At 39.3% G+C, this 15,170-nt stretch carries 17 protein-coding genes; 11 read left to right on the top strand and 6 right to left on the bottom strand.

Annotation, left to right across the window (positions count from 1 at the left end; translation table 11 throughout):
• Window positions 1-161: 161 nt before the first annotated feature.
• Window positions 162-2,267: a tetratricopeptide repeat protein gene (locus ICN27_RS02520; RefSeq protein WP_216268866.1), complete on the bottom strand. Its 2,106-nt coding sequence runs from the start codon at window positions 2,265-2,267 to the stop codon at window positions 162-164.
• A 303-nt stretch (window positions 2,268-2,570) separates the two neighbouring features.
• Between ICN27_RS02520 and ICN27_RS02525 the strand changes: the two genes are divergently transcribed.
• From ICN27_RS02525 to ICN27_RS10480, 6 genes are all read left to right on the top strand, one after another.
• Window positions 2,571-2,795, top strand: a complete 225-nt coding sequence (locus ICN27_RS02525; protein ID WP_216268867.1) for a hypothetical protein — start codon at window positions 2,571-2,573, stop codon at window positions 2,793-2,795.
• Window positions 2,796-3,209: 414 nt separating this feature from the next.
• Window positions 3,210-3,950 carry an FkbM family methyltransferase gene (locus tag ICN27_RS02530; RefSeq protein WP_216268868.1) on the top strand — a complete coding sequence of 247 codons (741 nt, stop codon included), beginning with the start codon at window positions 3,210-3,212 and terminating at the stop codon, window positions 3,948-3,950.
• 87 nt (window positions 3,951-4,037) lie between these two features.
• Window positions 4,038-4,790 (top strand): class I SAM-dependent methyltransferase, encoded by a 753-nt coding sequence (locus ICN27_RS02535; RefSeq protein WP_216268869.1) that lies wholly within the window; start codon window positions 4,038-4,040, stop codon window positions 4,788-4,790.
• Between the two features lie 432 nt (window positions 4,791-5,222).
• A complete protein-coding gene (locus tag ICN27_RS02540) occupies window positions 5,223-5,414 on the top strand; it encodes a hypothetical protein (RefSeq protein ID WP_216268870.1) in 192 nt (63 codons plus the stop codon).
• 13 nt (window positions 5,415-5,427) lie between these two features.
• Window positions 5,428-5,940, top strand: a complete 513-nt coding sequence (locus tag ICN27_RS02545) for a class I SAM-dependent methyltransferase (protein WP_216268871.1) — start codon at window positions 5,428-5,430, stop codon at window positions 5,938-5,940.
• Window positions 5,941-6,277: 337 nt separating this feature from the next.
• Window positions 6,278-6,541 carry an integrase core domain-containing protein gene (locus ICN27_RS10480; protein ID WP_216268872.1) on the top strand — a complete coding sequence of 88 codons (264 nt, stop codon included), beginning with the start codon at window positions 6,278-6,280 and terminating at the stop codon, window positions 6,539-6,541.
• Between the two features lie 194 nt (window positions 6,542-6,735).
• On the opposite strand, the gene ICN27_RS02555 is transcribed toward ICN27_RS10480, so the two are convergent.
• Window positions 6,736-8,766 (bottom strand): tetratricopeptide repeat protein, encoded by a 2,031-nt coding sequence (locus ICN27_RS02555; protein WP_216268873.1) that lies wholly within the window; start codon window positions 8,764-8,766, stop codon window positions 6,736-6,738.
• 258 nt (window positions 8,767-9,024) lie between these two features.
• Window positions 9,025-9,747: a hypothetical protein gene (locus ICN27_RS02560; RefSeq protein WP_216268874.1), complete on the bottom strand. Its 723-nt coding sequence runs from the start codon at window positions 9,745-9,747 to the stop codon at window positions 9,025-9,027.
• Window positions 9,748-10,063: 316 nt separating this feature from the next.
• Here ICN27_RS02560 and ICN27_RS02565 point away from each other — a divergent pair, with 316 nt between their 5' ends.
• Window positions 10,064-10,936, top strand: a complete 873-nt coding sequence (locus ICN27_RS02565) for a spermidine synthase (protein WP_216268875.1) — start codon at window positions 10,064-10,066, stop codon at window positions 10,934-10,936.
• 254 nt (window positions 10,937-11,190) lie between these two features.
• The gene (locus tag ICN27_RS02570; RefSeq protein ID WP_216268876.1) at window positions 11,191-11,457 is read left to right on the top strand and encodes a hypothetical protein; all 267 of its coding nucleotides are present in this window, start codon (window positions 11,191-11,193) and stop codon (window positions 11,455-11,457) included.
• 101 nt (window positions 11,458-11,558) lie between these two features.
• Here the strand turns inward: ICN27_RS02570 and ICN27_RS02575 are convergent, their stop codons facing one another.
• Together ICN27_RS02575 and ICN27_RS02580 are read right to left on the bottom strand one after the other, a co-directional pair.
• Window positions 11,559-11,981: a FliG C-terminal domain-containing protein gene (locus ICN27_RS02575; RefSeq protein ID WP_216268877.1), complete on the bottom strand. Its 423-nt coding sequence runs from the start codon at window positions 11,979-11,981 to the stop codon at window positions 11,559-11,561.
• 355 nt (window positions 11,982-12,336) lie between these two features.
• Window positions 12,337-13,272 (bottom strand): M23 family metallopeptidase, encoded by a 936-nt coding sequence (locus ICN27_RS02580; protein ID WP_216268878.1) that lies wholly within the window; start codon window positions 13,270-13,272, stop codon window positions 12,337-12,339.
• Window positions 13,273-13,382: 110 nt separating this feature from the next.
• Here ICN27_RS02580 and ICN27_RS02585 point away from each other — a divergent pair, with 110 nt between their 5' ends.
• Window positions 13,383-13,733: a hypothetical protein gene (locus tag ICN27_RS02585; protein WP_216268879.1), complete on the top strand. Its 351-nt coding sequence runs from the start codon at window positions 13,383-13,385 to the stop codon at window positions 13,731-13,733.
• Window positions 13,734-13,746: 13 nt separating this feature from the next.
• Here ICN27_RS02585 and ICN27_RS02590 read toward each other — a convergent pair whose 3' ends face one another.
• On the bottom strand, window positions 13,747-14,193 hold the full coding sequence (locus tag ICN27_RS02590; RefSeq protein WP_216268880.1) for a surface-adhesin E family protein: 447 nt from the start codon (window positions 14,191-14,193) through the stop codon (window positions 13,747-13,749).
• Between the two features lie 141 nt (window positions 14,194-14,334).
• Between ICN27_RS02590 and ICN27_RS02595 the strand changes: the two genes are divergently transcribed.
• Together ICN27_RS02595 and ICN27_RS02600 are read left to right on the top strand one after the other, a co-directional pair.
• Window positions 14,335-14,673, top strand: coding sequence for a polymer-forming cytoskeletal protein (locus tag ICN27_RS02595; protein WP_215306033.1), 339 nt, complete (start codon window positions 14,335-14,337; stop codon window positions 14,671-14,673).
• Between the two features lie 24 nt (window positions 14,674-14,697).
• Window positions 14,698-15,165, top strand: a complete 468-nt coding sequence (locus ICN27_RS02600) for a polymer-forming cytoskeletal protein (RefSeq protein ID WP_216268881.1) — start codon at window positions 14,698-14,700, stop codon at window positions 15,163-15,165.
• Window positions 15,166-15,170 lie beyond the last annotated feature (5 nt).

Genomic DNA, 15,170 nt, shown 5'->3' on the forward strand with positions numbered 1-15,170 from the left:
TGCCGACAATATAAGGCAGCAGATGAAAAAAGTATGATCAATTATGAAAATTTAGAGGGCACTGTGTAATTGTTGCTTGCCTTTAAGGTATGAAGATACTAAAACACACTGGAATCCGGATTTTAGTAAATTGATACCTCGGTGTTAACTTCACGGTTTCCCTAACCAACCATTTTTTCTAAATCAGCCTTAGTCCTCTTTAGCACGCTATCCCAGTCATTGATTTCGGTTTGTCGGTAGAGTTTGACGGATGGGTACCAAGGACTATCATCTCGATCTAATAACCAGCGCCAGTCTGGGCTAAAAGACAATAACACCCAGGTTGGCTTGCCAAGCATCCCTGCTAAATGAGCTACGCTAGTATCTACGCTAATCACTACATCCACTAATTCGCAAAGTGCTGCTGTGTCTGTAAAGTCTTCTAAGGCATCACCAAAATATTGGATTTCAGGATGCTGTTCTAATAACGCTTGATCAACAACTCTCAGTTCTTTTTGTAAGCAGACATAGTCTATCTGAGGGGGTAAGTAGGGGAGTAATTGAGAGAGGGTAAGACTACGGTTGTGATCATTTTTATGTATAGTGCTACCGCTCCACACAAGACCTACACGCAACTTAGTCTTTTTACCTAATTTAGCCTCCCACTTTGCTACCTTGCCCATATCGCTGGTAATGCATTGCGGTGCTAATGGAATACTATCCAATTCCGTTTTGAAAGCTAGCGGCAAACTCATGAGCGGACATTGATAATCAAATACTGGCAGCGTATCGCCGACAGTAATCACCTGGCTCACACCTTCTAAGTTCTTCAGTAAATTCACTAAAGGAGCCTGCCAGGCTACGATAACTTTAGCCCCAAGCTGCGCTACTAATGGCACATAACGACAAAACTGAATCGTGTCGCCTAGCCCCTGCTCCGCATGGAGAAAGATAGTTTTACCTATGAGGGGTTGCTCCCCGAGCCATAAGGGCTCAGTAAAACCTCTTTTGTTTTTGAAAGACGGTAGATCCTCATTCTTCCAGCGCCATTCATAGCCTTGCCAACCATCCTGAAAATTACCCAGTAACAAATGACACCAAGATAAATTCCAATGTACCCCCGCAAAATTAGGTTTAAGGTTAATTGCTTTGTCATAGCTTATAAGAGCTTCATCAAAGTGCCCCATCTCCTTTAGGACATTGCCACGATTGGAATAAGCTTCTGCATAATCCGGTTTGAGGCTGATAGATTTGTCATAGCTGATGAGTGCTTCATCGAAGCGCATTAACTCTTTTAAGATAATTCCGCGATTGGAATAAGCTTCTGAATAATCTGGTTTAAGGTTAATTGCTAGGTCAGTGCTGACAAGGGCTTCGTCATAATTCTTTAGTTCTTTTAGAGTAACGCCAAGATTGGAATAAGCTTCTGCATAATCTGGTTTAAGGCTAATTGCCTTGCTATAGCTAAGAATAGCCTCTTCAAAGCGCTTCAGCTTTTGTAGCGCATTACCACGATTAGAGTAAGCTACTGCATATTTCTGATTAAAACTAATTGCTTGATCATAGCTATTAAGGGCTTCATCAAAACGCCCCAGCGCTTGCAAGGTATTGCCACGATTAGAATGAGCTTCTGCATAATCCGGTTTAAGGCTTATTGCTTGATCGTAACTGACAAGCGCTTCCTCAAAACGTCTTAGTTCTTGTAAGGTGATACCACGGTTAGAGTAAGCTAGTGCGTAATTGGGATTAATGCGAATAGCTTGATCGTAACTGACAAGCGCTTCCTCAAAACGTACTAGTTCTTTTAAGATGCTGCCACGATTAGAGTAAGCTTCTGCATAATCCGGTTTAAGGCTAATTGCTTGATCATAGCTGTTAATGGCTTCATCAAAACGTTTTAGCTCTTCTAGGACAATGCCGCGATTGTAGTAAGCATCTGCATAATCTGGCTTAATGCTAATCGCTTGATCATAGCTGGCAAGGGCTTCATCAAAACGCCCCAGCGCTTGTAAGGCATTACCGAGATTAGAGTAAGCTTCTGTGTAATTGGGCTTAATTTGTAATGCTTTACTAAGTAATTCAATCGCTTTTTTGAATTGCTTAGTTTCTGCTAGCAATATACCCAATAAATGTAAGGCATCAAAATGATCATCCTGTATAGCTAATACCTGCTCATAGATAGCTTGCGCTTCTTTAAACTCCCCTTTTTGATGCAAGACTAAACCGTGCTGAATCAAAAGCGCTAGTAAATTTTCTTGCTGAGCCAATCTTTCTTTGTTTGGAAACATAAATTTAAGAGTAGTGAGTGAGATACAGATAATCGCGAACAGATTAATGTAAATTAGTTTTTATTTATTATTGAATGCGCAAAAGCAGCAACCACTTTTGAATTTTATATATGATCTAAATGAGGGCATCGGATTACTATTTGGGTGCATATAAAGGGCTTACTTTTTTTGGTGAACTGTTGTCAGTTTAGACCCACTACCAAAGAAAGAGTTCGATGTTAAATCATTCCAGCGAAATGCGTTGATTCTTCTTGAGTTTTAGTGCTAAGTTTTGGCTGCTGGTGCTCTACAACCTAAACCGAAATGCGGCCTGATAAAGTTACCCCACAAGGGATTTCCTTCGGATATCCAATAAATCACCCCCCCAATGAGGATTTGGTCTTCGTTAAGGCTGTAGAAGATTTCTCCATCAAGGAGATCACCCCTAAGATGTCGTTCGAGATCAAAGTGTTTGCCGGTTATTTAATCGCCTGGATCAACCCAATCCTTCTGGCGCGGAAGATCGTTAAGTATTTCCTGCTGAATTAATTAGTCAAGATCAGCACGTGGATCTTACCGTCAGTTACAAGCGACCTTATTTTTCGTGACCCGTCCCTAAACGGCATTACGGATCATCTCATCAATAAATTTGTTGATATACCTGCAATATATACCCAACATACTAATAACTATGGCTCGTAGATGCTCTTAGCCAGGTTCACTTTATTCTGCCATAGATCTTGCAATACACTTGTGCTACATTGAAGGCAATAGAAAAAAGTCGATATATAAACAATTACAAAACTACTGGTAAGTGGCGCCCTAATCATTGAGGGGGACTGTAACAATCTAACTGCGACATTTGTTTGCAATAGATTGGATTAAAAGATTTATTGATGGAGTAAGCAAAATGAAAAATTTACGACCAATAGCTTTTTATTAGCAAGTTCAAATCACGGCTCAATGTTGGTTAATAGACACGACTATCGACTTACGCAAAATGGTGGTGGATATGGCATGGGATACCAGCTATTAAATACATCGGCATTTGATCCGGAGGAAATTAATTTTGCCGTTCAGTCGCTAATAATAAGGCGGCAAAATTTTGGTGATGGTGTCATAGCAATTGATTGCGGTGCAAATATTGGGATTCATACAATTGAGTGGGCACAGGCTATGCACGGTTGGGGCGAGGTTATAGCTTTTGAGGCGCAGGAGCGAATTTATTATGCATTGGCAGGAAATATAACTCTAAATAATTGTTTTAATGCTAAAGCGGTTTTAGCTGCAGTTGGAGCGATCGAGGGGGAAATACTAGTTCCTGTGCCTGATTATTTTACCCCCTCGAGTTTTGGTAGCTTAGAGATAAGAAAAAAAAGTACAACGGAATTTATTGGTCAAGAGATAGATTACACAGAAGAAAATTGCATACGAACAAGAATGACCTCTATAGATGAATTAAATCTTAAAAGATTAGATTTTATAAAAATAGACATAGAGGGTATGGAGATGGAAGCATTAGTTGGCGGTGAAAATTCTATTAATGAATATAAGCCAATGTTAATGATTGAAAAGATAAAATCAAATGAGAGTGAGATTAGCAAGTTCTTGAAAAAATTTGGTTATTTAATATTTCCACTTGGAATTAATTTAGTAGCCCTACACCAAGATGATCCCCTTTCCAAACAGATTAAAGTGAGTTAAAGTTTTATCAATCCTCATGCTTAAACTCAATGTGATCCACTTGGTTGACTAGTATAAGAATGTACAGCAGATTGGAATGGATATCACATGGAAAATAAAACTAAGGATTGCCCAGTATGTAATAGACAATCAGTGCTGCTGGATGTGGTTGACTTCAATAAGAGTTGCGAAGAAGCTCGTGGTAAGTTTTTACCGTTGACGGGGGTCTCCATTTACTACTCTCACTGCCCCAACTGCTCTTTCACTTTTGCGCCTGAGTTTGAAAAATGGACAGAAAGTGATTTTCTTAAATATATCTATAATGATGATTACATCCAAATAGACCCTGATTATATAGATGTAAGACCCAAAAATAACTCCGAAGTATTAAAACAACTATTTGCTGATCAAAAGTCATTTATAAGGCATCTTGATTATGGCGGTGGAAATGGAAAGTTGAGTCAACTATTAAATCAAGATGGATGGAATTCTGAAACATATGATCCCTTTCCAGCAAGCAGCTTAAGCTTGAGTGACTTGGGAAAATTTAATCTGATCACAGCATTTGAGGTATTTGAGCATGTACCAAATATAAACATACTTATGAGTAATCTAGCTGAAGTAATGAGTGATGATTGCCTTGTTTTATTCTCAACATTAGTTTCTGATGGAAATATTAAGAGTAACAGCCGCATTAATTGGTGGTATGCGTCCCCACGAAATGGGCACATCAGTTTATTTTCTAAAAAAAGTTTGGAACTCCTTGGTTCAAAATACAACTTGAACTTTGGAAGTTTTAGCGATGGTTTTCATTGTTATTGGCGTTTAGTGCCTAACTGGGCTAAACATGTAATCAAATAATATTTCATATCCAATATTAAGATTTAGTTGAGACTTAAAGTAGCCCAGGTCATCGTTGGGAAGTGGGTGAGGCATTGCAACAATGTCAGGCCGCATATTAATTAAGTGGTAGACCTAAAGCACTCCAAACCCAAGTGCACAAACTCATGCAGAATCAACCCATGTTACTGCAATGATTTACTATAGAAAAACACTTTTTAGTGGTGGACTTTAATTAAAAAGTAGCTCAAGATGCTTCTATACATAAGGATGCGACACGGTAAAGGAAGTATTAGATATAGAGTGGAATATGGGGAAGGACTTGTGCTATTTAAAAATGTGGCTAGATGGTAAAGCGAGTGGCTTGGTTATTTTAAGGGCTCATAGCACATAATATTTTATATTTACAGATGGTTATCAACCACTGAGCTTTAATGCAAAATTTAACGATTGATGCGTGATAGAGGATTAGAAAAGAATAATGAGGATGGGCAAAATGAAACTTTGTATTCATTGCAAAATACCTATGCTACATTAGAGCTTATCGAAAAAAACGGACATACATATGCTGGTAAAGCAGATAGTCAATTGAGCCGTAATGCTTGTGAAGCATTACAGCAAGATAACTGCGTCGATGGCGGCTGATAGATTGGTATAAATGACAACAAAAACTTTAGATATTGGGTGTGGTAAAAATCCTAGAAACCCATTCTCAATGGATGAAGTCTATGGAATTGATATTAGAGAAGATATTGACGCGAAAATATTTAGGGCGGATTTAGCTGTAGAGGCCATACCTTTTGAAGATGAGTTTTTTGATGGGGTAAGTGCGATTGATTTTATCGAACATGTACCTAGAGTTATATATATGCCACAACGAAGATTTTGTTTCGTTGAGTTAATGAATGAAGTACATAGAGTTCTTAAGATAGGAGGCAAATTTTTTTCTTTTACACCAGCATTCCCTGCTTCTGCGGCATGGAGAGATCCTACACATGTGAATATCATTACCGAAGAAACATTCCCTCTATATTTTGATTATCAAAACCGCTTAGCAAGTATGTACGGATTCAATGGACATTTTCAAATAACAGGGCAAAGGTGGCATGAAAACAAAATACATTTGATTACGGAAATGAAGAAAGTTGTTCCGATAGAAAATCTAGCATGAGTAGGTAGTTCAAAGCCCTCATAGAATGCTTCGCAAGAAAACCAGAAGTTTAAGCATAATATATATAAGTACCTTAATCCTGTGTGCATAAATAGCAATATTAGAACAAATATGAATCAAGCCACAGTAATAACGGCAAGCTAAATTCAAAGCTGTAGCAGAGTTTGGTTTAAAACAAAAAACAAATGCTTAAGACAATTCGGAAATGCCTATCGTGGCAAGATCTGTTTGCTCACCATAATTGATGAATAGACTCAAAAGGATTTAAATATCCTCTGCACTAGAAGAATTGGATCGCTCCAGATGAATAAACAACTGGCCAACGCCATGATCACCCATGGAATGCCAGAATATATACTCAATCGTACAAGGCCCTAAATTTATTGCCAAACAGCTGAGTATTGGTTATCTGGATTTGGGGGTCAAAACCGCCTGCATCGAGCCTAGGAGCCCTTGGGAGAATAGCTTTTATGAAAGCTTTAAAGGTTTCTTAGGAGATAACCTTCTTGATGGAAAGATCTTCTACACTCTTAAAGTAGCCCGAATCATTGTTAGGTCGTGGGTTAAGCATTACAACCATGTCACGCCGCATAGCGCATGAAGTGATTGACTACTAATACCCCAAACTCGTGCAGAATCAACCCAGTCTAATGCAATGATCTACTATAGAAAAACACTTTTTGGTGGTGAACTTCAAATGAAAAGCAGTTCAAAAATTAAAAACTTTTTGCATATGGACTATTTCTTATATGGTTACAGCATTGTTTGTAACGCTATCACAGCTTAGTCGGCTTTTCATTTGAAGTTATTTGAATATTTTAAATGCACATCTTCTATAAATTGCTCAAGGGCTCTAACAGGCTCAAGATCCATGTATAACAAAACACGATTTATCTTTATTTTATTTCTAAGGAGTTGATTATATTTTTGATCGGCGGTAGTTTTAACTACTAGATTTATGAAATCATCTTCATCTTGAGCTATTAACTCTTGTAGACCAATCCTTTTCAGAATACCACTTGCAAGGCGCCCTCTCATAAATCTACCTTCACGCGTAATAATTGGAATCCCACATTCGATTGCTTGAAATGCTGTGTTGAATCCAGAAAAGCCGATAGTGTCAAGATAAATATCAGCGTGACTCATTAAGCCGTAGAAGGTTGATTTTGGTTGCCAGGGTATGAAAACACAATAGTCCTTACTATTAAGTCCTGATGCTAAGAAACATGAAGAAAGTCGCTCTTCTAGGAGGGTAGTGAGCTGTTTATTTAAGTATGTAAAGAATAAAAACTGACATTTTCCAAGCCTTTTTGCTATGTCAACAAAAATATGATCATACTGTGGTTGATATTTAAAAGGTGTACCAGGGCAGATGAGTATAGGTTGATCTGCTTTTATGCCGAATTTTTCTAAATTAATAGAGGCGGGTATTACTGATGATGATTTATGATAAGACCCTAAGTTCGGTAATTTAATTAGTTGCTCAGTGTAATGTTCTTCAGAGTTATCTGGTTCTAATAGATCTGCAGATAGATAGTAATCAATTGTCGGTAATCCTGTTGTATCGGGATGACCCCATGATCCAACCTGAATCGGCGCTAATCTTAGGCTAGCTAGCCTAGCAGAGATCGGGTCCATTCCAATTTCTGGGTATAACAAAACATCAATTTGTGCGGCAAAAATTGCTTTAACCCATGAACTGAGATCATCGCCTAATGTAATGAATTCTTTCGCAATAGATTTTGCAAATTCTGTTTCTATGTCAATCTTGGCGCCAGTATAGAAAAAAAATATTTCGAAACGATTACGATCAATATGCTCAACCCACCCCTTTGTAAGTGCATCCCACACAGGATGTTGGTGAATATGGTGAGACACTATCCCTAGTTTTATGAGTTTATCGAAAGATCTTGATTTAGCATAAATCCCCTCTTTCAGTTGCCAATGACTCATCAGCCTTTGGCAAATCATCCCATATCTTGAAAGGAGCTCTCTATTATCTTCTTCTTGATAGGCGAGATAAAACGGCTGCGCTGAACCGACAGCTTTGTGACCATCATTAAGGTGTTCTTGAGTAAACCAGTTGTCTAAATCAGATAGTTCTCGAGAAAATTCTACGCGTGAAGATTGAATTTCCTCAATATTGTTTGGAATGATTGGAAGCGCTGACATAGCACGTCCCCAGCGAGCTAAGATAAGTGAAGATTCAATAAGTAAAGCTTTGTCATAGCTATTTTTTGCTTCGCTCTTCAGGCCAATCTCTTTCAATACATTGCCACGATTGAAGTGGGCTTCTGCAATATTGGGTTTAATCTCAATAGCTTTGTCGTAACTTATAAGAGCTTCTTCTAAACGATGAAGTTCCTTTAAGGTATTGCCACGATTGAAGTGGGCTTCTGCAATATTGGGTTTAATCTCAATGGCTTTGTCGTAACTTATAAGAGCTTCTTCTAAACAATGAAGTTCTTTGAGGACATTGCCTCGATTAGAATAGGCTTGTGCGTAATCAAGTTTGATGGCAATTGCTTTGTCATAGCTTGCAAGTGCCTCTTCCAAACGATGAAGTTCTTTCAATGCAAGACCGCGATTAAAAAGGGCTTCTACGTAATCAGGTTTTATTTGCAATGCCTTAGTTAAGAAATGTAGTGCGCTTGTAAATTGCTTTGTTTGTATCAATAAGACACCTAATAACTGTAGGGCATCGAATTGATTCGCCTCTTTTGCCAATACCATCTGATAAATAGCCTGCGCTTCCTCGAGCCTGCCTTCTTGATGAAAGGCTAAACCTTGATCAATCAAATCAGGTATTTGATTTTCTTGCTGCATTTGACTGGAGTAGTAATTTTTTTTAGAAATAATGTGTAGTGAAATATTGACAGATTCTGAAAATTAATAGAATCGTGCTTACTGTTTTCTATACAACTATAGTACTAGCCTCTTTTTTATTCACAGTATTTTGATAACAAAGGGGGTAGAGTGACGTTGTGTAAAGTAAATAAAATGCGCTTTGGGGTTGCTTAGGTTCGGGCTTTAACATTATTTTGAATATTCATGTTCTTCACTCAGAAAAGTTTATGCTGTTATTTAAGTATTTTTGCCAGAAAGTGAAGGTACAAGATAAGAAAAATCAGCTTGAGTGCCATAAATCACCTGATCCGGCTTTGTCCGGGACTTTTTTTCAATCACTACTACACTATCATAAAAATGAATTGAATCAGTAGCTTGTGTAAAGTAGTTTTGCGCTAAGTATTCACTTTCCTCAATATGAAATGCATTCAGTTGATCTATCAGTTTTTTTGAGTATTCAATAAATGTATTTTTCTTTTGGTGTCCACCTCCAAAGGAAGGCATATATGATGTATGGGTATCCTCACAAAGGTAAACACCATCATTCTGCATCGGCAAATACAACTCTTCCAGAGTGGTAATTTGTTGCTCCATTCTATGGCCCCCATCATCAATGACAACGGAAAAATTTGGGTAGCGATTGGATAATTCCTGTAAGAATTTTGGGTCCGCTTGATCTCCGATAACTATCTCAATTCCTGTCTCCTCATACTTTTTACAGCCTGGATTTATATCGACCCCAACAATTGTGGCCTTAGGTCCAAAATAGTCTTTCCACATCCTTAAGGAACCACCATTAAAAATTCCAATTTCAATCATCGTTATTGACTCTCCTCTAAATCGAGAGAAGTGTCGATGATATATATCGAAGTAATGTCGCCAGCGATGAACAACCCGGCCATTAGGGTTTTGCTCTAAATACTCAATCAACGGATTTGTTGATTTACTATTTACCATCATTTTTACCCTTAAAATTTATAGATTGGTATCGAATCTATCATACGCTAAGAACATCATTTCTTTAGCGCGCTTTAGTATTTAAAATTAAACTGAGATAGTCATTTTTTATTTCTTTGTGGCCCAAGGCGAAATAATGACTTTCGATAAACAAAGTAAATAATTGGTATTTCTAAATACTCTGAATAAAGGTTTTACCCTTTTTGACGACCTGTTTCATCATTAATATTAATAGATAAAAATTACAGAATTTTGTTTTATAGTTTTATTTTTTGACTATTCCTATTAGCTTTAAATACTAGAATAGTTATTCTTAGCCATGCTTACTAAAATTAAGACCTTTTTTACTGCCGTGACCTCAGCTGACGGTTTAAGACCCGTTGTGACTAAAGAAGGTTTGCTCTTTGAAGGTCAAAGCATGTCTGGGCTAACGAGGGTAACTCAAGACATGGATGGGATTCGCGCCCTACGTTTTGGGCAGCATGGACCACGTCAAAGCGTGGTCAAAATGGGTGACTTGGATTACTTGGGTTTGCCTTATGCTAGATCGACAATGATTGGTCTAGCATTTACCGAGCGGCTTGATCGTATTTTGGTGCTAGGAGTTGGTGCTGGCAACATCCCAATGTTTTTACGTAAACATTATTCGGATGCACAAATCGATGTGATCGATATTGATCCACAAATTATTACCCTGGCTAAACTGTACTTTAATCTTGCTGAAGATCGCTACCTGCATGCCCATGCACAGGACGGTCGTGCATTTATAGAAAATGTTCAAAAGCCATATGACTTGATCTTTGTAGATGCCTATACGGCAGCAGGGATTCCCAGGCATCTGGCAAGTAAAGAGTTTTTGTTCTCACTCAAAAAAGCGCTCAAGCCCTCAGGCGCTATCGTAGCCAATATGTGGAGTACCCCTAAGGTCAATCCCCTCTATAAATCCATGCTCAGGACCTATCAAGAGGTTTTTAATGAGGTTTATACCTTAAGGGTTCCCACTGTAGGCAACAAGATTGTGATTGCTCTGCCAAAGTTAAAGGGGGTGTCTCTAAATAGCATTGCGGAGCGTGCTCAAGAAATCGGCGCACAAAAGCTATTCCCTTTTGATTTAAGCGAGGTATTACAGCCTGGATTAATTAAATTAATTGATCTGCAGGAAAGTCGAGTACTGCTTGATAGCGATCAGTAGGGTGTAGTGGTGATGGAGTTATGACTGCTGATGGCGTGGCTTATCTAAGCAAACAACCGCAGATATTGCCTATAGACCCTATAATAATTATGGTTTCTTAACAGGAATGCTGGCATTACCGTTAATTATCAATAGGCTAAAAATAGGGCAAAAATGGCATAACGCTCAAATAAGCCCTGTTTTTGTGCAGCGCGACTTTATATTGCAATAACTTTTTGTTAAATTTACTCATCCATTAATAAGCATTCTTAATCATGAGCGTACTGTCGGTACATTTCCCTGAAACCACTTTTATTCGCTTAAAGGCCCTAGCAGGCTTAACTGCAGCTGATCTTTGCCTGATTTATGACAAGTGGATCACTTTTTTTGTGTTGATTGCTATTGCTATCGCTTTGGAGTTCCTCTACCGCAGATTGCATGAAGTTTTATTGCACAATCATGAGATCGAAAAGACGGCGCAAAAAATCGCTGAACGCAAAGCGCATGCATTGGCTATGCAAGAAGCGGGTGTTCATAAGTAACCTATTCAATACAGCGCATCTCTGATTGGTTATAGTCAGTGAAATTAGGTTATGCCTAGACTTGTAAATGCTTAGTAGTGCTTTATCTTTCCCATGACTACTTAAATGTATTTCTCATCTACAGCAGATTTTCGCAATGTTATGCTTTGAGTTTGGTGTAACCCATAAGCTACTTTCAGCACCTCTAATTGAACTCCTTCGATTTCGGAGACTTTTAGCTTTGCACTATTTTGTAAATCTTCCCCGATACTTTTTGCCCTAGCTTTAGTCATGGCGGTCAGTATTTTGATGCCCAGCGGTTTACTGACATTTTTTAAGCAAACAACTAAAGTCTGATCAGAAATCTTGAGAAGTAGTGTCTGCATATCTAGCGCAGATAAAAATAGTAAGTCTTCAAAGCTAAAGAGACGATCCAAAATGGCTTGAGCGATTTGGGCATCATGAGTCTCGACACGTTTTACGCCCAAATTTATCTGTTCTTGATGAAGATGAGCCAAAATATCTGCAGCATTTTTTACAGTCATGAATGCTATCTACGCTTTAGAAAAAAGATTTGAGAGATCAAGCATTTTGAGTAAGGCGGCTAACAAGCAAAAGCTTAGGACTTCCAAAAACAGGCGAGCTTACGATCCATGCCAGCAGCGTAATCATGGTAGATCCATTTGTTACAAATGAATTGATCAATCGAAAGTACTAGGCCCAAGAAGATGAGCGCGCTGATAAGATATTTAAAAAGAGGCTTCATGGTCGGGGCATGGCTCAATTAGCCTAAGTGAATAAGAACTTGGTTAGTAAATGATGCTTTTTAAATTGTTCAGTAGTAGGGGAATTTAAAACCATTCACAATGAGCATTAAAGATCTCAGGGGTCTAAGAATGCTTACCAATATTTGGAGGGTGGGGCGTAGACCAAAATCTTGGCTGGATTGAGGTAGGTATTATTTTGGTGAATCTCATAGTGAAGATGCGGGCCGGTTGATCTACCGGTAGAGCCCGATTGTGCAATCACTTGACCACGCTTTACAAGTTGCCCTACTTTGACCAAAAGTTTGCTGTTATGAGCATACTTAGAAATAAAGCCCTCGTTGTGGGCAATTTCAATAAAGTTGCCGTACGCTGGATCAAATGCTGACTTAACCACTGTGCCATCACCTGACGCTACGATAGGGGTGCCCGTTGGAGTAATAAAGTCAATGCCAGAGTGCTGCGCCAATTGCTGTGTAATAGGATCGATACGGACACCAAAGTTGCTGGTCATGCCTAGCCTGGCATCAATTGGCGGCCCGATGGGTAGGGATCTAAGCCAGCTATATTGCTTTTGCCATTCAGGCTCTAGCTTAGTGGCAATCTCAAGAATTTCATTGGACTTGTTGGCAAGATCCTCTAAGTTATCTACCAATGCTTTAGTGGGATCAAGCTGAAAGTTCACTGGTTTTAGTGGGCCACCAAGGTGTGCGGGGTCCAAGAGCTTCTCTTTGATGGTGCTCGGGGTAGAGATAGCAAGGTAGCGATCTTTACTGGCTTTGAGTTCATTAAAGGTAGCGCTAGCCTCTTTGAGACGTTCTTGGAAAGAAGCTAGCTCTCGACGATACATACCATCCAGTCTTGAGCGCTCTTCAGGCGTTACAACCCCGGTAACTTCTTTAGCTAGCTCAGGGTTGACTTCAAATGCGATGGTAATGCCGGTATAAAAAATCAAAATCCCAAAAGCACAAAACGCACAACCGACGACAGCCAACAAGCGTAAAACACTCTTTTTGGTAATGTTGATTTGTTTGATCGAGCCAGTCGACCCTGAAACCCAAAATAATTGCATGAATATTCTATAAGTGTTTGATTTTTTTCAAGAAAATTACGTAGCTTGTCTGCAAGGTGATCTATAATAACAATGAATTTACTATAAAGCGACCCTCTTTCTCGCTCCTTATGAATCTGTTACGTACAACTTTTAAAATACTGTTAGCTAGCATTTGTCTATTGGGTAACCAAATTGCTCAAGGGGCAATCATTGGCCAAATGCCAGCCCATGGCGACATTTTGTACATTACCGCCGAGCCTTGTACCTCCGAAACGGGTAGGATTGAGCCTAATTGGTTTTTTTCCTATAGTGTCAGCGCTACAGGTAGCGTGAGCCGTAGTTGCTACGTGAGATATAACGATCAAATCTGGATTCGGGGACCATTTGGAGCCGAGACTACCTATCCAATGAGTTACTTCTCCAAGCCTGCTAATGCTGCTGAAAACAAGCCAGACGCCGCTCCAGAAGTGAAGCCGTAATTAGTTCCAGCGGCTACTTGCCGCTTTGGCCCTTGCTGGACTGACCTGGTTTACAAAAAAACTGAAATAAGACATCACTCATCGTTTCCGGAATGACGCGTTCCCAGGGCGAGTTCGGGGTATTTTCAGCACCCAAACTGGTGCCAGAGCCCTCCGGACCTGCGTAATAACCAATATAAAACTGCTTATAGCTTTCGTAGCCAGTCCGGCAAAAATAGGATAAATCCTGAATGACAGAAAGGGTGGGCTCTCCATTGGGGCCGGAAAGAGCTTGAGAATAGCTTGTTAATAGCCAGGTACTCACTTGCTCTGATTGGGTTTCCCTGACAGTTTTACTGTCATCGTAATAGTAGTGATTTCCCAGTGCATCAGAGGAGATAAAGCTCCACCCGGCATAGCTGGCATTAAGCGGGTTTAGTAAAAAAGCCGTTAATGCCATCAAGAGCCATTTTTTGGTCATAAAAAGAGGGTAGATTTTGGTGCGTGAAATATTTAAATTGTTCATATATAGTGCGTTTTAGCCCTTACAGGGAGTTTCAACTGATAAAATCGTTGCAATTTATACCAATAATAGAAGTACTGCCCCCAAGGAGTGTTAAGTATGGCTGAAGCAAATCAACAAGGTTGCCTATTTGTAGGTGAAGGCGTAGTTCTCAAAGGGAATTTTGAGGTTCCGGATATCGCCTCCATCTCAGGAGTTGTCGAAGGTGAGATTACTGCAAAACAAGTCATCATAGAAGCAACAGGTGTCGTGCGTGGCAAATTATCTGGTGAGTCGGTCGATATTCGCGGTGAAGTAAATGAGTATATTTCTTCAACCCGTAGTCTGATTATTCGTTCCACTGGTAAGGTTAGTGGTTCCATTAATTATTCTGAAATTGAGATTGAAAAAGGTGGCCATTTGCATGGTGAATTACATAATCTCAATCCCCATTCCTAATCATCTTAAGCAGAACATACGACGATGTCTATCTTTTCAAAAAACACCACTTCACAAAATAACCCAGAGCAAGATATGGAAGAGCAATCTGATAACTTTTCTCAGTCAAATGTGCCTGAAGAGATTGACTCTGAACCAGTCGAGCAAAATCTTCGCAGTGAAGTACCAGTTCGCTCTTCCATCAACAGTAAGCCATCGATTCTGAGTGAGGGCTTTACCTTTGAAGGCACGATAGTTTCTGATGGGGTATTGAATATTTCTGGGACTGTACGTGGCAAGGTTACAGCTAAATCTATCTTGATTGATTCCACTGGTCAAGTTGATGGTGAACTCAATACTGAAAACCTAGTAATTAAGGGTGACTTGAAGGGAGACGTCAACTGCGATGACTTGAATGTTGGTCCACTTGCTCATGTGAGTGGGAATATCAATTACAAATATATTCATATTCAACGTGGTGGCAAGATTAGCGGCAAATTTAATAAAAACTAACCTGC

Source organism: Polynucleobacter sp. Nonnen-W13, from assembly GCF_018881735.1.
In the GTDB taxonomy this organism is placed as follows: domain Bacteria; phylum Pseudomonadota; class Gammaproteobacteria; order Burkholderiales; family Burkholderiaceae; genus Polynucleobacter.